17 protein-coding genes are annotated in these 20985 nt (G+C 59.7%); 1 reads left to right on the top strand and 16 read right to left on the bottom strand.

The window, feature by feature from the left end:
* The first annotated feature begins 48 nt into the window (after positions 1-48).
* Positions 49-945 carry a LysR substrate-binding domain-containing protein gene (locus AC0R79_RS06870; RefSeq protein WP_474733814.1) on the top strand — a complete coding sequence of 299 codons (897 nt, stop codon included), beginning with the start codon at positions 49-51 and terminating at the stop codon, positions 943-945.
* On the opposite strand, the gene ispD is transcribed toward AC0R79_RS06870, so the two are convergent.
* The 16 genes from ispD to rseP form a co-directional block, all read right to left on the bottom strand.
* Positions 942-1649: a 2-C-methyl-D-erythritol 4-phosphate cytidylyltransferase gene (ispD, locus tag AC0R79_RS06865; protein ID WP_474733812.1), complete on the bottom strand. Its 708-nt coding sequence runs from the start codon at positions 1647-1649 to the stop codon at positions 942-944. The two genes, AC0R79_RS06870 and ispD, sit on opposite strands and share 4 nt — an antisense overlap.
* A complete protein-coding gene (gene ftsB, locus AC0R79_RS06860; protein WP_003222158.1) occupies positions 1646-1924 on the bottom strand; it encodes a cell division protein FtsB in 279 nt (92 codons plus the stop codon). Before ftsB ends, ispD begins: the two co-directional genes overlap by 4 nt.
* 171 nt (positions 1925-2095) lie before the next feature.
* Complete coding sequence (gene eno / locus AC0R79_RS06855) at positions 2096-3385, bottom strand: phosphopyruvate hydratase (protein ID WP_007954808.1); 1290 nt, start codon at positions 3383-3385, stop codon at positions 2096-2098.
* Positions 3386-3541: 156 nt separating this feature from the next.
* Complete coding sequence (gene kdsA / locus AC0R79_RS06850) at positions 3542-4387, bottom strand: 3-deoxy-8-phosphooctulonate synthase (RefSeq protein WP_007954807.1); 846 nt, start codon at positions 4385-4387, stop codon at positions 3542-3544.
* 5 nt (positions 4388-4392) lie between these two features.
* Positions 4393-6024 (bottom strand): CTP synthase, encoded by a 1632-nt coding sequence (locus AC0R79_RS06845; protein WP_007954805.1) that lies wholly within the window; start codon positions 6022-6024, stop codon positions 4393-4395.
* Between the two features lie 274 nt (positions 6025-6298).
* Positions 6299-7627, bottom strand: a complete 1329-nt coding sequence (gene tilS / locus AC0R79_RS06840; protein WP_474733808.1) for a tRNA lysidine(34) synthetase TilS — start codon at positions 7625-7627, stop codon at positions 6299-6301.
* 146 nt (positions 7628-7773) lie between these two features.
* Positions 7774-8721, bottom strand: coding sequence for an acetyl-CoA carboxylase carboxyltransferase subunit alpha (locus tag AC0R79_RS06835; RefSeq protein ID WP_474733807.1), 948 nt, complete (start codon positions 8719-8721; stop codon positions 7774-7776).
* A 139-nt stretch (positions 8722-8860) separates the two neighbouring features.
* Positions 8861-12382, bottom strand: a complete 3522-nt coding sequence (dnaE, locus tag AC0R79_RS06830) for a DNA polymerase III subunit alpha (protein WP_221532913.1) — start codon at positions 12380-12382, stop codon at positions 8861-8863.
* 76 nt (positions 12383-12458) lie between these two features.
* On the bottom strand, positions 12459-13085 hold the full coding sequence (gene rnhB, locus AC0R79_RS06825; RefSeq protein WP_007954798.1) for a ribonuclease HII: 627 nt from the start codon (positions 13083-13085) through the stop codon (positions 12459-12461).
* Between the two features lie 11 nt (positions 13086-13096).
* A complete protein-coding gene (lpxB, locus tag AC0R79_RS06820; RefSeq protein WP_085697334.1) occupies positions 13097-14227 on the bottom strand; it encodes a lipid-A-disaccharide synthase in 1131 nt (376 codons plus the stop codon).
* Positions 14228-14229: 2 nt separating this feature from the next.
* Positions 14230-15006: an acyl-ACP--UDP-N-acetylglucosamine O-acyltransferase gene (gene lpxA / locus AC0R79_RS06815; RefSeq protein WP_007954792.1), complete on the bottom strand. Its 777-nt coding sequence runs from the start codon at positions 15004-15006 to the stop codon at positions 14230-14232.
* Positions 15003-15443, bottom strand: a complete 441-nt coding sequence (gene fabZ / locus AC0R79_RS06810; RefSeq protein ID WP_003222142.1) for a 3-hydroxyacyl-ACP dehydratase FabZ — start codon at positions 15441-15443, stop codon at positions 15003-15005. The genes lpxA and fabZ overlap by 4 nt, the downstream gene beginning before the upstream one ends.
* Positions 15444-15549: 106 nt before the next feature.
* Entirely contained in the window at positions 15550-16605 is a 1056-nt protein-coding gene (gene lpxD, locus AC0R79_RS06805; RefSeq protein WP_085748111.1) for a UDP-3-O-(3-hydroxymyristoyl)glucosamine N-acyltransferase, read from the bottom strand.
* Between the two features lie 3 nt (positions 16606-16608).
* On the bottom strand, positions 16609-17112 hold the full coding sequence (locus tag AC0R79_RS06800) for an OmpH/Skp family outer membrane protein (protein WP_003222140.1): 504 nt from the start codon (positions 17110-17112) through the stop codon (positions 16609-16611).
* Positions 17113-17157: 45 nt separating this feature from the next.
* Positions 17158-19530: an outer membrane protein assembly factor BamA gene (gene bamA, locus AC0R79_RS06795; protein ID WP_127797063.1), complete on the bottom strand. Its 2373-nt coding sequence runs from the start codon at positions 19528-19530 to the stop codon at positions 17158-17160.
* Positions 19531-19604: 74 nt separating this feature from the next.
* Positions 19605-20957, bottom strand: coding sequence for a sigma E protease regulator RseP (rseP, locus tag AC0R79_RS06790; protein ID WP_007954785.1), 1353 nt, complete (start codon positions 20955-20957; stop codon positions 19605-19607).
* Between the last annotated feature and the right edge of the window lie 28 nt (positions 20958-20985).

The following is a 20985-nucleotide window of genomic DNA, read 5'->3' as shown; positions in this document are numbered from 1 at the left end:
ATAATCCGGGCAAAAGCAAAACATTATTGCCATACAGGGATAATCCCCATGTCCGAAAACCGCTGGGAAGGCATCGACGAGTTCGTCGCCGTTGCCGATTGCAGCCAGTTCACCGCGGCAGCCGAACGCCTGGGCGTTTCTTCCTCGCACATCAGTCGACAAATCGTACGGCTGGAAGAGCGTTTGCAGACGCGACTGCTGTATCGCAGCACCCGGCGCGTCACGCTTACCGAAGCCGGCCAGACCTTCCTGCAACATTGCCAGCGTCTGCAGGATGGTCGCGAAGAAGCGTTGCGCGCAGTCGGCGACCTGACCAGCGAACCCAAAGGCATGCTGCGCATGACCTGCGCCGTGGCCTATGGCGAACGCTTCATCGTGCCGCTGGTGACCCGGTTCATGGGGCATTACCCGCAACTGCGCATCGATATTGAACTGACTAACCGGCAACTCGATCTTGTGCATGAAGGCCTGGACCTGGCGATCCGCCTCGGTCGTCTTCAGGACTCCCGGCTGGTGGCGACTCGCCTTGCACCGCGACGCATGTATCTGTGTGCATCGCCTTCCTACCTTGAACGGTACGGACGCCCACACAGTTTGTCGGAACTGGGACGACACAATTGCCTGATCGGCAGTTCGGACATCTGGCAGCTTGAACAAAACGGGCGGGAATTTTCCCAGCGGGTACAGGGAAACTGGCGCTGCAACAGTGGGCAAGCGGTGCTCGATGCGGCACTACAAGGTGTCGGACTGTGTCAGTTGCCGGACTATTACGTGCTGGAGCATCTGCACAGCGGTGCGTTGATTTCTTTGCTGGAGGCGCATCAACCGCCGAATACGGCGGTGTGGGCGCTGTATCCGCAGCAACGGCACTTGTCGCCGAAGGTGCGCAAACTGGTGGATTTTCTCAAGGAGGGCTTGGCCGAACGGCCGGAGTATCGGATTTAACGACGGATGGCCCAGCGCTGACGCAACCATTCGAGGTCTTCGGGGCGAGTCACTTTCAGGTTATCCGCACGGCCTTCGATCAAGCGCGGCGCCATGCCGGCCCACTCCATCGCCGAGGCTTCATCGGTGATCACTGCATCGGCCACCAGACTGTCGGCCAAAGCCCGATGCAGCGCACCGAGGCGGAACATCTGCGGCGTATAGGCTTGCCAGATCACACTGCGATCGACGGTTTCCACCACCCGACCGTGCTTGTCGACCCGTTTCAAGGTGTCCTTCGCTGGCACGGCCAACAGGCCGCCGACCGGATCGTTCGCCAGCTCAGCGAGCAATTTGTCGAGATCGTCACGGCTCAGATTGGGCCGCGCCGCATCGTGCACCAGCACCCAGTCCTCGTCGTCGGCACCTTGGGCATGCAGATGAAGCAAGGCGTTGAGCACTGAGCCGGAACGTTCGGCACCACCGTCAACACGCTGAATTCGCGGATCGCTGGCGCTGGCCAGGTTCGGCCAATAGGGATCATCGACGGCAAGACTGACCACCAGGCCCTTCAGGCTCGGGTGATCGAGGAAACAGCCGAGGCTGTGTTCGAGAATTGTGCGCCCGCCCAGTTGCAGGTATTGCTTGGGACGGTCCGCGGCCATTCGGGCACCGACGCCCGCGGCAGGAATCACGGCCCAGAAGGCCGGCAGGGAATCGATCATTGGGCCAACTGGTAAAGGGTTTCGCCGTCCTTGACCATGCCCAGTTCGTGACGAGCCCGCTCTTCAACGGTCTCCATGCCTTTCTTCAACTCGCTGACCTCAGCGTCCATCACCCGGTTGCGCTCCAGCAGGGCTTCGTTCTCGGCGTGTTGATCAGCAATTTGCTGATTCAGTTCGGCGACTTGCGCCAGACTGCCATTGCCCACCCACAGGCGGTACTGCAGACCGGCCAGCAGCAAGAGCAAAACGAGAAACAACCAGTAAGGACTGCGCATCGAATATCAGGTATCCAGTGAAAAAAGACAGCCACGCCAAAACTTTGAAGCATCTGATAGCACGAAGCCTGGAATATCCAGGCTTGTGCATATAAGGCATCAGATTAGTGGCAAATCCATCGCTGTCACGACTTTTCCGACACAATCCGGTGTCTTTCTATCATTTACTGCTCAGCCGCGAAACTCGCTGCGACCGTTGTACTTGGCCTTGCCATTCAACTGCTCTTCGATACGCAGCAGTTGGTTGTACTTGGAAACGCGGTCTGAACGGCACAGCGAACCGGTCTTGATCTGGCCAGCCGAAGTACCCACAGCCAGGTCGGCAATGGTCGAATCTTCGGTTTCGCCCGAACGGTGCGAGATCACGGCGGTGTAACCGGCAGCCTTGGCCATCTGGATGGCTTCCAGGGTTTCGGTCAGGGTGCCGATCTGGTTGAACTTGATCAGGATCGAGTTGGCGATCTTTTTATCGATGCCTTCTTTCAGGATCTTGGTGTTGGTCACGAACAGGTCGTCGCCTACCAGCTGGGTCTTCTCGCCGATCTTGTCGGTGAGGATCTTCCAGCCAGCCCAGTCGGACTCGTCCAGGCCGTCTTCGATCGAGATGATCGGGTAACGCTCGGTCAGACCTTTCAGGTAGTCGGCGAAACCTTCAGCGGTGAACACCTGGCCTTCGCCGGACAGGTTGTACTTGCCGTCTTCGAAGAACTCGCTGGCCGCGCAGTCCAGAGCCAGGGTCACGTCGGTGCCCAGCTTGTAACCGGCGTTGGCAACAGCTTCGGAGATCACTTTCAGTGCGTCTTCGTTGGACGCCAGGTTCGGCGCGAAACCGCCTTCGTCACCGACAGCAGTGCTCAGGCCACGGGCCTTCAGCACAGCTTTCAGGTGATGGAAAATCTCGGTGCCCATGCGCAGACCTTCCGAGAAAGACTTGGCGCCAACCGGCTGAACCATGAATTCCTGGATGTCGACGTTGTTGTCGGCGTGTTCGCCACCGTTGATGATGTTCATCATCGGAACCGGCATCGAGTAAACACCCGGAGTACCGTTCAGGTTGGCGATGTGAGCGTACAGCGGCAGGTCCTGATCCTGTGCAGCCGCCTTGGCCGCAGCCAGGGACACGGCGAGGATGGCGTTGGCGCCCAGGGTCGCTTTGTTTTCGGTACCGTCCAGCTTGATCATCGCGTGATCCAGCGCTTTCTGGTCGCTTGGGTCGGTGCCCAGCAGCAGATCGCGGATCGGACCGTTGATGTTGGCTACCGCCTTGAGCACGCCCTTGCCCAGGTAACGGCTCTTGTCGCCATCACGCAGCTCGAGCGCTTCACGCGAGCCAGTGGATGCACCGGACGGCGCGCAAGCGCTGCCGATGATGCCGTTGTCGAGAAGCACGTCCGCTTCCACGGTGGGATTGCCACGGGAGTCGAGAACTTCACGACCTTTGATGTCGACGATTTTTGCCATTGTTGTAAACACTCCAAAGTTGACGAAAACGACGCAGCTAGAGGAAATCTTTTTACCGTCGGCAAGTGGTGTGCAGCGGGCAGCTTGCAGACGACAACGCTCATACCCGAGGGCATGAGCGACAAATCGTGCGGTACTTTACCGGAGAATTGAGGTTTACGCGGTTTCTACCGTCGGAAAACTCTTCACCAGTTCGTCCAGGGCTTTGAGCTGGGCCAGGAATGGCTCCAGTTTGTCCAGACGCAAGGCGCAAGGGCCGTCGCATTTGGCGTTGTCCGGATCCGGATGCGCTTCGAGGAACAGGCCCGCCAGCGACTGGCTCATGCCAGCCTTGGCCAGGTCGGTGACCTGGGCGCGGCGACCGCCGGCGGAGTCGGAACGACCGCCAGGCATTTGCAGCGAATGGGTCACGTCGAAGAATACCGGGTACTCGAACTGCTTCATGATGCCGAAGCCGAGCATGTCGACCACGAGGTTGTTGTAGCCGAAGCTCGAACCGCGCTCGCAGAGGATCAACTGATCGTTACCCGCTTCCACGCACTTGTTCAGGATGTGTTTCATTTCCTGAGGTGCGAGGAACTGGGCTTTCTTGATGTTGATGACGGCATTGGTCTTGGCCATCGCGACGACCAGATCGGTCTGGCGCGACAGAAAGGCCGGCAGCTGGATGATGTCGCAGACCTCAGCGACGACCGCGGCCTGGTCAGGCTCGTGGACGTCGGTGATGATCGGCACGCCGAAGGCTTGTTTGATGTCCTGGAAGATGCGCATGCCTTCTTCCAGGCCAGGACCGCGATAGGAGGTCACAGAAGAACGGTTGGCCTTGTCGAAACTGGCCTTGAAAACGTAAGGGATACCGAGTTTTTCGGTGACCTTCACGTACTCTTCGCAAACCTGCATGGCCATGTCACGGCTTTCCAGCACGTTCATGCCGCCGAACAGCACCATGGGTTTGTCGTTGGCAATCTCGATGTCGCCGACGCGGATGATCTTCTGTGCCATCGGGGTTACGCCTTCTTCTGGTGTTGAGCCAATGCCGCTTTGACGAAGCCGCTGAACAGCGGATGGCCATCGCGTGGCGTCGAGGTGAACTCTGGGTGGAACTGGCAAGCGACGAACCATGGATGATCCGGGGCTTCGACCACTTCAACCAGCGCAGCATCGGAAGAGCGACCGGAGATTTTCAGGCCAGCCTCGATGATTTGCGGCAGCAGGTTGTTGTTCACTTCGTAACGGTGACGGTGACGCTCGACAATCACATCCTTGCCGTAGCAGTCGTGCACCTTGGAGCCGGCTTCAAGCAGGCATTCCTGAGCGCCGAGGCGCATGGTGCCGCCCAGATCGGATGCTTCAGTACGGGTTTCGACTGCACCGGTAGCGTCTTCCCACTCGGTGATCAGACCGACAACCGGATGGCCGCTGGCACGATCGAACTCGGTGGAGTTGGCGTCTTTCCAGCCCAGCACGTTACGGGCGAACTCGATGACTGCCACTTGCATGCCCAGGCAGATACCCAGGTATGGAACCTTGTTTTCGCGAGCGTATTGAACGGCGGTGATCTTGCCTTCCACGCCGCGCAGACCGAAGCCGCCCGGTACGAGAATCGCGTCGACGCCTTCCAGCAGCGCGGTGCCCTGGTTCTCGATGTCTTCGGAATCGATGTAGCGCAGGTTGACCTTGGTACGGTTGGTGATGCCGGCGTGACTCATCGCTTCGATCAGCGATTTGTAGGCGTCCAGCAGCTCCATGTACTTGCCGACCATCGCGATGGTGACTTCGTGCTCTGGATTGAGCTTGGCATCAACGACCTTTTCCCACTCGGACAGGTCGGCGCCATTGCATTGCAGGCCGAAACGCTCGACGACGAAATCGTCCAGACCCTGAGCGTGCAGCACGGCCGGGATCTTGTAGATGGTGTCGACGTCTTCCAGGGAGATCACCGCACGCTCTTCAACGTTGGTGAACAGCGCGATCTTGCGACGCGACGACACATCCACCGGATGGTCGGAGCGGCAGATCAGCACGTCTGGCTGCAGGCCGATCGAACGCAGTTCCTTCACGGAGTGCTGGGTCGGCTTGGTCTTGGTCTCGCCTGCGGTGGCGATGTACGGAACCAGGGTCAGGTGCATCAGCATCGCGCGCTTGGAACCGACTTCCACACGCAGCTGGCGGATGGCTTCGAGGAACGGTTGCGATTCGATGTCGCCAACGGTACCGCCGATTTCCACCAGGGCCACGTCGGCATCGCCGGCGCCCTTGATGATGCGACGCTTGATTTCGTCGGTGATGTGCGGAATCACCTGGATAGTTGCACCCAGGTAGTCACCACGGCGCTCTTTGCGCAGCACGTGTTCGTAGACACGGCCGGTGGTGAAGTTGTTGTTCTGGGTCATGGTCGTGCGGATGAACCGCTCGTAGTGGCCCAGGTCCAGGTCGGTCTCGGCGCCGTCGTGGGTGACGAACACTTCACCGTGCTGGAACGGGCTCATGGTGCCCGGGTCGACGTTGATGTACGGATCCAGCTTCAGCATGGTGACCTTAAGCCCCCGCGCCTCCAGGATGGCCGCCAATGAAGCCGATGCAATGCCTTTCCCCAAAGAAGAAACAACACCGCCCGTGACGAATATGTAGCGCGTCATGAAAAACCCTAGAAGTCTGCGTTAAAGCGGTCCGAGCCGCCGGGGAAAGCGAAGGAAGGCCGAAGCCCCCGATCACCTGCATTAATCACAGTGCACCTTTCAAAAAAACCGCCGCGTTGGGACAGACCGGAAGTGAAAACACCGGTACGTTGCTCGCTACACATTTTTTGGAATCGCCCAGCAAAGACTGCTTGGTAATCGGCAACTCCTGCAATTCAGGCGAATCCACAGAAGTTGTATCAAGAAGGGAGCGTAGTCTACCGGAATGCCCCCTTCATCTCAAACCTTGATCTTCGTCCAAAGGCTGCCAATGCAATCGCCAGCCTTCCATTGCATTGCCGTCGAGCCCCGGCAGGTTCGCCACGGCGAGCAATTCTTCACCGCGAAACAGCAGCGGCAATCTGCCACGCACGAAGCCCGGCACCGCGCGCTCATTGAGCAGGCGCTTGAGATCGCGATGTCCGCGATCCGCCAGATGCATCACCTCGCCGCCCTGCCGATAGCGGATCTGCAGCGGCCCGACGGGAGTCTGGCCGATGAACATGACACGTCCGTTATCGGGCAAGCGTAGCGCTGACGACAGGTCATGCCAGTCGCCGCTGACCACCGGCGTACGTAGCCATTGCCCGCTGAGCCACCACAAGCGACCGGCGCTGCGATGCAGCTCGCCATCCGCCAGGCGCCAGACAGGCGAGGCATCGTTGCCGGCATCACGCAGGTCCGCCCAACCCGACCAATGGTCGGTATCCGGCAGTCGGGTCAAAGGTTCAAGCCAGTGGCTGAGTGCATTTCGCTGACGGGCCTCGGACAAACTCTCGATGACTGCGAACTCCAGTGACGGCAATCCAGACCACTCGAGCGCAATGGGCAAGCTCGATTGAGCCAGATCGATTTGCGCCAGCTCATCAAGCAACCCCTGCGCCTCACGCAAATGCGCCGCACTGCGAGCCATGCTGGCATGCGCCTGCGGCCAGCGACCGGTCAGCAGCGGCAGGACCTGATGGCGCAGATAGTTGCGTGAGAACTGCCGATCCTGATTCGACGGGTCCTCGACCCAACGCAGGCTATGGCTCTGCGCATAGGCTTCCAGTTCTGCACGCGTAACGTCGAGCAACGGCCGAACCAGACTGCCCTGCCCCAGCGCTCGCGTGGCCGGCATTCCAGACAACCCACGCACACCGGCGCCACGCAGCAGGCGAAACAACAGCGTTTCAGCCTGATCATCGCGATGCTGCCCGGTCAGCAGCACATCATTGGCCTGAGTCGCCGCACTGAACGCTGCATAGCGCGCATCCCGCGCAGCCCGCTCCAGACTGGCGCCCGGCTGCACCTGCACACGCACCACTTGCAGCGGCACCGCCAGTTCATCGCAGACAGCCTGACAATGCGCCGGCCACGCGTCGGCCGCAGCCTGAAGGCCGTGATGGACATGAATGGCGCTTAGTGCCGGAATGGATCGGGTTTTGGCGAGACTGGCCAGAAGGTGCAGCAGAACGGTGGAATCGAGGCCACCGGAGAAGGCGATGCGCCAATGGGAAGCACCGAGCCAGGGCTTGAGATTGCGCAGAAGCCTGGAAGGCAAATCAATCGAGGGCTGACCCATTTTTCTACCTTTTCACAAACCAAATGTGGGAGCGGGCTTGCTCGCGAAAGCGGTGAAACAGCCAACACAGTCGTTGAATGTTACATCGCATTCGCGGGCAAGCCCGCTCCCACAGTGTTTTGCATCGTTGGCCGAAACGGCTCGACTTAGAGGCCGTAGCTCATCAGACGATCGTAACGACGCTTGAGCAGCGCTTCGTTGTCGAACTTCCTCAGCATCGCCAGTTGCGAGCTCAGCTCGGCGCGGATCGAGGCAGCGGCCGCAGCCGGATCGCGGTGAGCGCCACCCAGAGGCTCGCCGATCACCTTGTCGACGATGCCCAGGCCTTTCAGACGCTCGGCAGTGATGCCCATCGCTTCAGCAGCATCCGGCGCTTTCTCTGCGGTTTTCCACAGAATCGAAGCGCAACCTTCCGGCGAAATCACCGCGTAGGTCGAGTACTGCAGCATGTTCAGCTGGTCGCACACGCCGATCGCCAGTGCACCGCCGGAACCACCTTCACCAATCACGGTGGCGATGATCGGGGTTTTCAGGCGAGCCATGACGCGCAGGTTCCAGGCAATCGCTTCGCTCTGGTTGCGCTCTTCGGCGTCGATGCCAGGGTAGGCACCCGGGGTGTCGATGAAGGTCAGGATCGGCATCTTGAAACGCTCGGCCATTTCCATCAGGCGGCAAGCCTTGCGGTAGCCTTCCGGACGCGGCATGCCGAAGTTGCGGCGTACCTTTTCACGCACTTCACGACCCTTCTGGTGACCGATCACCATCACTGGCTGGTCTTCCAGACGTGCCACGCCGCCCACAATGGCCGCGTCGTCGGAGAAGTGACGGTCACCGTGCAGTTCGTCGAACTCGGTGAAGATGTGCTCGATGTAGTCCAGGGTGTAAGGACGTTTCGGGTGACGCGCCAGACGAGCGATCTGCCAGCTGGTCAGCTTGCCGAAAATGTCTTCGGTCAGCGTCTTGCTCTTGTCCTGCAGGCGGGAGATCTCATCGCCGATATTCAGCGAATTGTCATTACCGACCAAGCGCAACTCTTCGATCTTGGCTTGCAGGTCGGCGATCGGCTGTTCGAAATCTAGAAAATTCGGGTTCATAGGCGTCCGTCTTGGGTCGTGTCCCAAATGAGCTTGGGCCGGCCGGTTGTCTATTCGCGCCCTACCTTAAGGGAGAGGCGCGCTGAGGTCGAGATTAAAAATTCAGGTTGTGAGCAGGCGCTTTGATGGCACCTGCCGGTCAACGGTATTGGAGGAAGACGTTGTCTCGCCCGAACTGGTCACGCAGGGCTTGAATCAAGGCATCCGCCGGGTCGATCCGCCAGGTCTCGCCAAACTGTAGCAAGGTCTTCGCATCGGGACTGGTGTACTCCATGGTGATCGGGCACGCCCCGCGATGACGCTTGAGCAAATCACCCAACCAGCGTAGCTGATCGCCTTTCAGGTCCTGGGTCTGCAACTTCAGGCGCAGGCTCTCGGCCAGGTTGGTGCGCGCATCTTCCATGCTCATCACCCGCTTGACCCGCAGCCGCAGACCACCGGAGAAGTCATCGTTGCTGACCTCGCCTTCGACCACCACCATCGCATCGGTCTGAAGCAGCGATTGCGCGGAGTGGAACGCATCGGCGAACAGCGACGCCTCGATCCGCCCGGAGCGGTCGTCGAGGGTGATGAAGCCCATCTTGTCGCCCTTTTTGTTCTTCATCACCCGCAGGGCGATGATCATCCCCGCCACGGTCTGGGTGTCCCGGGCCGGTTTCAGGTCGATGATGCGCTGACGGGCGAAACGGCGGATTTCACCTTCGTACTCGTCAATCGGGTGACCGGTCAGGTACAGGCCCAAGGTGTCTTTTTCACCTTTGAGGCGTTCCTTGAGCGTCAGCTCTTTCGCCTTGCGGTGGATCGCGTAAACGTCCGCGTCTTCCTCGACGAACAGCCCGCCAAACAGGTCGGCGTGGCCGCTGTCACGGGTGCGCGCGGTCTGCTCGGCCGACTTGATCGCCTCTTCCATCGCCGCCAGCAGCACGGCGCGGTTGCGGTCGATGTTGGCCTGATAAGCCTTTTGTTCGTCGTGGAAATACGGGCCGAGGCGATCCAGCGCGCCGCTGCGGATCAGACCGTCCAGCGTGCGCTTGTTGATGCGTTTGAGGTCGACCCGGGCGCAGAAGTCGAACAAATCCTTGAACGGACCGGCCTGACGCGCCTCGGTGATTGCTTCCACCGGGCCTTCGCCGACGCCTTTGATCGCACCCAGGCCATACACGATGCGGCCTTCGTCGTTCACCGTAAACTTGAACTCCGAAGTGTTCACGTCCGGCGCATCGAGGCGCAGCTTCATCGTGCGCACTTCCTCGATCAAGGTCACGACCTTGTCGGTGTTGTGCATGTCCGCCGACAGTACCGCGGCCATGAATGGCGCCGGGTAGTGAGCCTTCAGCCAGGCAGTCTGGTACGACACCAGGCCGTAGGCGGCGGAGTGGGATTTGTTGAAGCCGTAACCGGCGAATTTCTCTACCAGGTCAAAAATGTTACCGGCCAGATCCGCGTCGATATTGTTCGACGCGCAACCCTCAATGAAACCGCCGCGCTGCTTGGCCATTTCCTCGGGTTTCTTCTTGCCCATCGCCCGACGCAGCATGTCCGCACCACCGAGGGTGTAACCGGCCATGACCTGGGCGATCTGCATCACCTGTTCCTGATACAGGATGATGCCGTAGGTCGGCGCCAGCACCGGCTGCAAACCTTCGTACTGGTAATCCGGGTGCGGATAAGCAAGTTCCGCGCGACCGTGCTTACGGTTGATGAAGTCATCCACCATGCCGGACTGCAGCGGGCCCGGACGGAACAGGGCCACCAGTGCGATCAAGTCTTCGAGGCAGTCGGGCTTGAGCTTTTTGATCAGCTCTTTCATGCCACGGGATTCGAGCTGGAATACCGCAGTGGTTTCAGCTTTTTGCAGCAGCTGATAGGTCGGCTTGTCATCCAGCGGGATGAACGCGATGTCCAGCGGCGGCTCGTTGACCTTCGCGCGGTCGCGGTTGATGGTTTTCAGCGCCCAGTCGATGATCGTCAGGGTCCGCAGGCCGAGGAAGTCGAACTTCACCAGACCGGCCGCCTCAACGTCATCCTTGTCGAACTGGGTCACCAGACCGTCGCCGGCCTCGTCGCAATAGATCGGCGAGAAGTCGGTCAGTTTGGTCGGCGCGATGACTACACCACCGGCGTGTTTACCGACGTTACGCACCACGCCTTCGAGCTTGCGCGCCATCTCCCAGATTTCCGCCGCTTCTTCATCGACCTTGATGAAGTCGCGCAGGATTTCTTCCTGCTCGTAGGCTTTTTCCAAAGTCATGCCGACTTCGAACGGAATCATCTTCGACAGGCGATCCGCCAGGCCGAACGACTTGCCCTGGGCCCGCGCCACGTCGCGCACCACAGCCTTCGCGGCCATGGAACCGAAGGTGATGATCTGGCTTACGGCGTTACGGCCGTACTTTTCGGCCACGTAATCGATTACCCGGTCGCGACCATCCATGCAGAAGTCGACGTCGAAGTCGGGCATCGATACCCGTTCCGGGTTGAGGAAACGTTCGAACAGCAGGTCATATTCCAGCGGGTCGAGGTCGGTGATCTTCTGCACATAGGCTACCAGCGATCCGGCACCCGACCCCCGGCCAGGGCCCACCGGCACGCCGTTGTTCTTGGCCCACTGGATAAAGTCCATCACGATCAGGAAGTAACCGGGGAACCCCATCTGGATGATGATATCCAGCTCGAAATTCAGCCGGTCGACGTAGACCTGACGCTTGGCCTCGTAGTCTTCGGTGGTGTCCTTGGGCAGCAGCACGCTGAGGCGATCTTCCAGACCGTCGAACGACACCTTGCGGAAATACTCGTCGATGGTCATGCCATCGGGAATCGGATAGTCGGGCAGGAAGTGCTTGCCCAGCTTCACGTCGATGTTGCAGCGCTTGGCGATCTCGACGGTGTTCTCGATCGCATCCGGCAGGTCGCTGAACAGTTCGGCCATTTCCTCGGCGCTTTTCAGGTACTGCTGATCGCTGTAGTTCTTCGAACGCCGCGGATCGTCGAGGGCCCGGCCCTCACCGATGCAGACGCGGGTTTCGTGAGCGGCGAAGTCTTCCTGCTTGATGAAGCGCACATCGTTGGTGGCGACCAGTGGTGCGCCAAGCTTGTCGGCCAGGGCCACGGCGCCGTGCAGTTGTTCTTCGTCATTCGGACGGTTGGTGCGCTGGACTTCCAGATAGAAACGATCCGGGAACACCGCCATCCATTCGCGCGCCAGGGTTTCGGCCTCGGCAGGGTTGCCGCCGATCATGGCCATACCGATCTCGCCTTCTTTGGCGGCGGACAGCATGATCAGGCCCTCGTTGGCCTCGGCGACCCATTCGCGCTCAATGATGATCATGCCGTTGCGCTGACCTTCGATGAAGCCACGGGAAATCAGCTCGGTCAGGTTGCGATAGCCCTGGGCATTCATGACCAGCAGGCTGAGGCGGCTCAGCGGACCATCCGGGTCCTTGTTCGACAGCCACAGGTCGGCGCCGCAGATCGGTTTGATCCCCGCGCCCATGGTGTTTTTATAGAATTTGACCAGCGAACACATGTTGTTCTGGTCGGTCACCGCAACGGCCGGCATGCCCATGCCGGTCAGGGCCTTGACCAGCGGCTTGATCCGCACCAGCCCGTCGACCAGGGAGTATTCAGTGTGCAGGCGTAGATGAACGAATGAAGCCGGCATAGTGATCCTGTCCAGTTACATAGAGACAACAAGGCCCGGATTGTACCGGGCCCCGAACAAAACATCAGCCTCGCCGCTAAACCTGCGCGAGACCTTCCAGCGCTTCATAAGCCTGCCGCACCGGGGCAAAGGAACGCCGGTGAATCGGCGTCGGCCCGAGCCGCACCAGCGCTTCCAGATGAACGGGCGTCGGGTAACCTTTATGGCCACCGATGCCGTAACCCGGGTAGATCAATTCGAACGCCGCCATCTCGCGGTCGCGGCTGACCTTGGCCAGAATCGAGGCCGCGGCGATGGCCGGGACCTTGCTATCGCCCTTGACCACCGCTTCGGAACGCATCGGCAGTTTCGGGCAGCGGTTGCCGTCGATCATCGCCAGTTTCGGCTGGATGTGCAGGCCAGCAACAGCGCGCTGCATTGCCAGCATGGTGGCGTGAAGGATGTTCAGTTCGTCGATTTCTTCGACCTCGGCGCGGGCGATGCACCAGCTGAGCGCCTTCTCGCAAATTTCGTCGTAGAGCTTTTCCCGCTTGGCTTCGGTGAGTTTTTTCGAGTCGTTGAGACCGAGAATCGGCCGGTTCGGATCGAGGATCACCGCTGCGGTGACGACCGCGCCGCACAACGGGCCGCGACCGACTTCATCGACACCGGCCACCAGCTCTTCGACTTCGGCGACCAGGGTGAAATCCAGGCCCATCTGCATGCTTGTCTTGCTCATCGTGTTTGCCCGATCAGGTTCAGAACGGCGTCAGCCGCCTGATTGGAAGCGTCCAGGCGCAGAGTGCGATGGATCTCGTCGAAGCCGCGAGTCTGCTCTTCGCCACCGTCGATCAACGGCGACAAGGTCTGGGCGAGCGCCTCGACCGTCGCATCATCCTGCAACAATTCCGGCACCAGCAATCGCTGGGCCAGCAGGTTTGGCAGGGATACGTACGGGCTCTTCACCATGCGCTTGAGAATCCAGAACGTCAGCGGCGCAAGGCGATAAGCCACGACCATCGGGCGCTTGTACAGCAGCGCTTCCAGGGTCGCCGTCCCCGACGCGATCAGAACCGCGTTGCACGCCGCCAGGGCCAGATGGGATTTGCCATCGAGTAGGGTCACCGGCAGGTCGCGGCCGGCCAGCAGCTCTTCGAGCTGGGCACGGCGCTCGGGGTTGGCGCACGGTATGACGAAACGCACGCCCGGGCGCATGGCCCGCAGGCGTTGGGCGGTATCGAGGAACAGCGCACCCAGACGACTGACTTCGCCGCCCCGGCTGCCGGGCATCAAAGCCACCAGCGGGCCGTCCGGCAGACCGAGTTCGGCACGCGCAGCGGAGCGATCGGCCTCCAGTGGAATGGTGTCGGCCAGCGTGTGGCCGACGAACCGCACCGGTACGCCCTTCTCTTCGTAGAATCTGGCTTCGAACGGCAACAGCGTGAGCATCAGGTCGCAGCCTTCACGGATCTTCAGCACCCGCTTCTGCCGCCATGCCCACACCGAAGGGCTGACGTAGTGCACAGTCTTGATCCCGGCCTGACGCAGCTTGAGTTCGATATTGAGGTTGAAATCCGGCGCATCAATGCCGATGAACACATCCGGCTTTTCAGCGATAAGCGTGGCGATCAGGTCCTTGCGGCGCTTGAGCAATTCACGCAACCGACCGAGAACTTCCACCAGCCCCATGACCGACAGACGCTCCATCGGAAAATACGAGGTCAGGCCTTCGGCCTGCATCAGCGGGCCGCCGACACCGATGAACTCCACCGCAGGATGCTGTGCCTTGAGGGCACGCATCAGACCGGCGCCCAGAATGTCACCGGAAGCCTCCCCCGCCACCAGCGCAATACGCAGATTGGCCATGGTCAGCGGGTGATGCCGCGGGTCGACGACTGGATGGAGTCACGGAACATCGCGACTTCCGGGAACTGTGCAGACGGCTCGGCCAGTTCAGCCAGCGCCTGTTCGACGGTCAGGCCCTGGCGATACACCGTTTTGTACGCACGGCGCAGGGCGTGAATGGCGTCTTCGCTGAAACCGCGACGACGCATGCCCTCGAAGTTCATGCTGCGCGCTTCGGCCGGGTTGCCGAATACGGTAACGAACGCCGGTACGTCCTTGCCGATCGCCGTGCCCATGCCGGAAAAGCTGTGGGCGCCAATGTGGCAATACTGATGCACCAGGGTGAAACCGGACAGGATCGCCCAGTCATCAACGTGCACATGGCCGGCCAACGCAGTGTTGTTGACCAGGATGCAGTGGTTGCCGATGACGCTGTCATGTCCGATGTGGGCATAGGCCATGATCAGGTTGTGATCACCCAGGGTCGTTTCGGAACGATCCTGAACGGTGCCACGGTGAATCGTCACACCTTCGCGGATGACGTTGTGGTCACCGATTACCAGGCGAGTTTCTTCGCCCTTGTATTTCAAGTCCGGCGTGTCTTCGCCTACCGAGGAAAACTGGTAGATGCGGTTGTGCTTGCCGATACGGGTCGGACCTTTGAGGATCACGTGTGGCCCGATGACCGTACCCTCGCCGATTTCCACACCTGCACCGATGATCGACCACGGGCCGACCTCGACGCCATCAGCCAGGACGGCCGACGGATCGATGATTGCGCGAGGGTCAATCAAACTCATAGCTTGCGTTCCGCACAGATGATTTCAGCCGAGCAGACCGGTTTGCCATCGACCGAAGCCTGGCATTCGAACTTCCAGATCTGACGCTTGCAGCTGATGAACTTGGCTTCGAGGATCAACTGATCACCCGGCAGCACCGGCTGGCGGAAGCGCAGCTTGTCGGAACCGACGAAGTAGTAAAGCGTGCCGTCGGCCGGTTTCACGTCAAGCATCTTGAAACCGAGGATCCCGGCAGCCTGAGCCATCGCTTCGATGATCAGCACGCCCGGCATGATCGGATGCGCAGGGAAGTGACCATTGAAGAACGGTTCGTTGATGCTGACATTCTTGTAGGCGCGAATGCGCTTGCCTTCCGTATCCAGCTCCACTACCCGGTCCACCAGCAGGAACGGGTAACGGTGAGGCAGGTATTCGCGAATCTCGTTGATGTCCATCATTTCGGGGGGAAGCCTATGTAAAGATTGGGAGCGCGACTGACGCGCACTCCTCTAGCAAATCAAGGAGGCAGTCCAGAGGCTGTGCACACTTGATATGGAAATGGTATCAGCCTTCAGATGAAGCATTACCGTCGGGGGTCACTTCCCCGGACCGCTTTTCCAGCTGTTTCAAACGTCGCGCGATGTCATCGAGCTGACGAATACGGGCCGCGCTTTTGCGCCATTCGGCCGCAGGTTGCATAGCTGTGCCGGAAGAATAGGCACCCGGCTCGGTAATCGAGTGGGTCACCATGGTCATCCCGGTCAGGAATACGTTGTCGCAAATATCGATGTGCCCTACCAGGCCAACACCCCCGGCGAGCATGCAGTGCTTGCCGATTTTGGTGCTGCCGGAAATCCCCACGCACGCTGCCATGGCGGTGTGATCACCGACCTGTACGTTGTGGGCGATCTGAATCTGGTTGTCGAGCTTCACACCGTTGCCGATCACGGTATCGGCCAACGCACCGCGGTCGATGGCGGTATTCACGCCGATCTCCACATCGTCGCCGATGGTCACGCCACCGATCTGGGCAATTTTCTGCCAGATGCCCTTCTCGTTGGCAAAGCCGAAGCCTTCACCGCCGAGCACGGCCCCGGACTGGATCACCACGCGTTTGCCGATCCGCACATCGTGATACAGCGTGACCCGCGGGGCCAGCCAGCCGCCCTCGCCGATTTCACTGCGGGCACCGACGACGCAATGTGCACCAAGTGTCACGCCTGCACCGATTCGAGCACCGGCTTCGATCACCACGAAGGGACCGACACTGGCGCTCGGATCGACCACGGCATCCTCGGCGATCACCGCCGTCGGATGAACGCCGGCAGTTGCCTTGGGCTTCGGATCGAACAGATGGGAAATGCGTGCGTAAGCCAGATAAGGATCCGGCACCACCAGCGCATCACCGGCATAACCTTCCGCGTCGGCAGCCTTGAGCAACAGGGCTGCAGCTTGCGAGCCTGCCAGGTATTTACGGTATTGGGGGTTTGCCAGAAAGCTCAACTGAGCTGGGCCAGCCTCCTGCAAGGTGGCTAGCCCAGTGATTTGCTTCTCGGGGTCGCCACTCAGGGTGGCGCCGAGGAACTCGGCCAACTGGCCGAGCTTGATGGTCACGGTCATGGGTTACTTCAGCTGATTCATGCGCTCGATAACCTGGCGCGTGATGTCGTACTGAGGTTTGACATCGATCACTGCGCCACGCTCGAACACCAGGTCAAAACCACCTTTCTTGATGACTTCTTCCACTGCGCTATCCAATTTCGGCTTCAGTTGCTTGAGCATTTCGCGGTCGGCAACGGCCTTGGCTTCGTTCAGTTCCTTGGACTGGAACTGGAAGTCACGAGCCTTTTGCTTGAACTCAAGCTCCAGACGCTCGCGCTCGCCTTGCTGCATCTTGTCGCCACCGGCCATCAGACGATCCTGAATGCCCTTGGCGCTGCTTTCCAGGGTCTTGAGTTTGGTCAGTTGCGGGCCGAACTTCTTCTCGGCATCCACGGCGTACTTCTTGGCCGCGTCGGATTCCAGCAGAGCCATCTGATAGTTCAGAACGGCGATTTTCATGTCGGCAAATGCCGGGCCTGCCACCAGTACGGAGGCCAGGAGAACCAATTGAGTCAACTTACGCACGATGCACTCCTACAAAATCCATTGTCGTTATCTTGGGTCAGACGCTTAGAACGTCTGGCCGAGGGAGAATTGGAACACTTGAGTTTCAGCGTCATCCGGTTTCTTGATCGGCATCGCCAGCGCAAAACTCAGCGGGCCCAGTGCGGTGACCCAGGTCACGCCGACACCGACGGAACTGGCCATGTTGCTCAGGCTGATGTCGTTGCATTTGGTGTTGGACTTCGAGCCGTCGCTGTTAACAGTGTCTTTGCACTGCGAGTCAAACACGTTACCGACATCCCAGAATACCGAGGTACGCAGGGAGCGCTGGTCCTTGACGAACGGCAGCGGGAACAGAACCTCGACACCACCCTGGATCAGGACGTTACCACCGAAAGGCAGCGGATCCTGGTCCGGATCTCGCAACGTACCATTGGCACCGGTACTCGGAGTACTACGCGGACCCAGCGTACTGTCCTTGAAGCCACGAACCGAGTTGAAACCACCAGCATAGTAGTTTTCATAGAACGGCAAGCCGTCGGTCGAACCATAACCGTCGCCATAACCCAGTTCGGTGTGCAGGCGCATGGTGTAGTTTTCGCTCAGTGGCTGGAACAACTGGCCACGGTAGTCGAGTTTGAAGAACGACAGGTCACTGCCTGGAATTGTGCTTTCCAGGGTCAGGCTCTGAGAGCGACCGCGAGTTGGCAGAACGCCCTTGTTCAGAGTCGACTCGGACCAGCCAGCGGAAGCCTTGAAGTTCAGGTAGTTGTCGCCTTCACGGTTCACGAAGTCAAAAATCTCGTCAACGGTGTATTTACCGGTCTTGATCTTGTCCTGCTGCACCGACATGCCGAAGGTCAGACGGGAGGTCTCGCTGATCGGATAACCGACGTTGACACCAGCCCCCAGACTGTCGACGGCATAGCTCGCAACATCGACATCCAGATCGTCATAGTCGGTGGTGCGGTAGAACGCGTTGTAACCCAGGCTCACACCATCGGCGGTCCAGTAGGGGTCAACGTAACCGAAGTTGTAGCGGCTCTGGTATTCGCTGCGGGTCAGGCCGACGCTGACGCGGTTACCGGTACCGAGGAAGTTGTTCTGGGTGATCGAACCACCGAGGATCAGACCGGCACTCTGGGCGAAACCGACGCTGGCGGTGATCGAACCGGAAGCCTGCTCTTCAACGCTGTAGTTCACGTCAACCTGGTCATCGACACCTGGCACGGCCGGAGTCTCGACGTTGACTTCCTTGAAGAAGCCCAGACGCTCAAGACGGGTCTTGGACTGGTCGATCAGGTAGGTCGAAGCCCAGCCACCTTCCATCTGACGCATTTCACGACGCAGCACTTCGTCCTCGGACTTGGTGTTGCCACGGAAGTTGATGCGGTTGACGTAGGCACGCTTGCCCGGATCGACAGCAAACAGGATGTCGACGGTGTGATCTTCGTCGTGCGGTTGTGGCACGCCGTTGACGTTGGCGAAGGTGTAACCCTCGTTACCCAGACGACGGGTGATCAGTTCGGAGGTGGTGGTCATCAGCTTGCGCGAGAACACCTGGCCTTTCTGCACCAGCAACAGCGACTTGACCTGGTCCTCAGGGACTTTCAGGTCACCGCTGAGCTTGACGTCACGAACGGTGTACTTCTCGCCTTCGTTGACGTTGACGGTGATGTAGACGTGCTTCTTGTCCGGGGTGATGGACACCTGGGTCGAGGCGATATCCATGTTGATATAGCCGCGGTCCAGGTAGTAGGAACGCAGACGCTCCAGGTCACCGGACAGTTTTTCACGGGCGTACTTGTCATCGTTCTTGAAGAACGACAGCCAGTTGGTGGTTTTCAGCTCGAACAGGTCGGTCAGGTCTTCCTCGGGGAAAACCGTGTTGCCCACCACGTTGATGTGCTGAATGGCAGCGACGGTGCCTTCGTTGATCTTCACTTTCAGGCCGACACGGTTGCGCGGCTGCGAGACCACTTCGGTATCGACGGTAGCCGAGTAACGACCTTGTGCAACATATTGACGTTGCAGCTCGTTACGCACGCCTTCGAGGGTCGCGCGCTGGAAGATCTCGCCTTCGGCCAGACCGGATTGCTTGAGGCCCTTCATCAGGTCTTCGGTGGAGATCGCCTTGTTGCCTTCGATCTCGATGCTCGCGACCGATGGACGTTCGACGACCGTGATCACCAGAACGTTGCCTTCGCGGCCCAGCTGGATATCTTGAAAGAAACCGGTTTTGAACAACGCACGAGTGGATTCCACCAGGCGACGATCATCCGCCTGCTCGCCGACGTTCAACGGCAAGGCACCAAAGACGCTACCCGCGGAGACCCGCTGGAGGCCATTGACGCGAATATCAGAGATAGTGAAGGACTCGGCGTGAACTTCGGCGATCATCAATACGGTGAGAACCGCAGTTAGCAGCAGACGTTTCATGAAGTCCTTTCTTATTCCAACTGGCAATAAACAAACTGCCGCAAAATGCGGCAGATTCGCAATTCAGCGAAGCGTTACAGACGACCCAGATCGTTGACCAGAGCAAGCAACATCACCCCGACCACCAAACTGATACCGATCTGTATCCCCCAACCTTGCACCCGATCCGACAAGGGACGACCACGCGCCCACTCGATCAGATAAAACAACAAATGCCCCCCATCCAGTACAGGAATGGGCAGCAAATTCAGAACCCCCAGGCTAATACTCAGATAAGCAAGGAAATTCAGGAAATCAGCGACGCCCGACTGGGCAGAAGCGCCCGCCACTTTAGCAATGGTTATCGGTCCACTCAAGTTTTTTACCGAGAGCTCGCCGAAGAGCATTTTCTTCAGTGAATCCAGCGTCAGGACGCTCATGGTCCAAGTACGACGGGCACCCTCGCCAATCGCTGCCAAAGGCCCGTAGCTGACCTCGCGGATCATTTCCGGCGGCCAGTCGACAGCCTTCACACCCGCCCCCAGGTAACCGCTTGGAGACTTTTTATCGCCACGCGCGGCCAGTGTCACAGGGACGTCGATTTGAACACCGTCGCGCTCGACGCGCAGCACGATTTTGGTATCAGGACGCGTACGAACGGTGTCGACCACCTGCTGCCAGTCATCCAGCGCCTTGCCATCCAGCGTCAGCAGGCGATCGCCGGTTTTCAGCCCGGCTGCCTGGGCCGGACCTTTCGGGTCGAGTTCGGCCAGCACCGGCGGCAATGCCGGACGCCAAGGGCGAATGCCGAGAGAGCGAATCGGATCCGGCTCGTCAGCCCCCTTGAGCCATTTATCGAGTGCCAGTTCACGAGGCGTATCAGCCGTAGAGCCCTGCTCGCGCACCAGTACCTGCAAGGAACCGCTTTCCCCGAGACGTCGCACCAGTTGCAGGTTGACCGCAGCCCAGCCCGAGGTCGGCTCGCCATCGATCGCGACGATCTCCTGACCGGCGCTCAGCCCAGCCGTTGCGGCGATGCTGCCGGACTCCACCGAACCGATGACCGGGCGAATCTGCTCGCTGCCGAGCATGGCCAGCACCCAGAAGAACACCAGTGCGAGCAGAAAGTTGGCCACAGGGCCGGCCGCGACGATGGCGATACGCTGACGAACGGACTTGCGATTGAATGACTGATGAAGCTGATCGGCCGGTACTTCGCCTTCGCGCTCATCGAGCATCTTGACGTAGCCACCCAGCGGAATGGCCGCGACCACGAACTCGGTACCCTGCTTGTCATGCCAGCGCAGCAGCGGCATGCCGAAGCCCACGGAGAAACGCAGAACCTTGACGCCACAGCGACGCGCGACCCAGAAATGGCCGAATTCGTGAAAGGTGACCAGCACACCCAGAGCGATCAGGGTGCCGGCAATCATATAGAGCGCGCTCATCTACTTTCTCCGCAATCCTGTCCAGTGC

The sequence above is a fragment of the Pseudomonas sp. HD57-3 genome (genome assembly GCF_056113135.1).
This window is presented reverse-complemented; position numbering and strand designations above follow the sequence as displayed.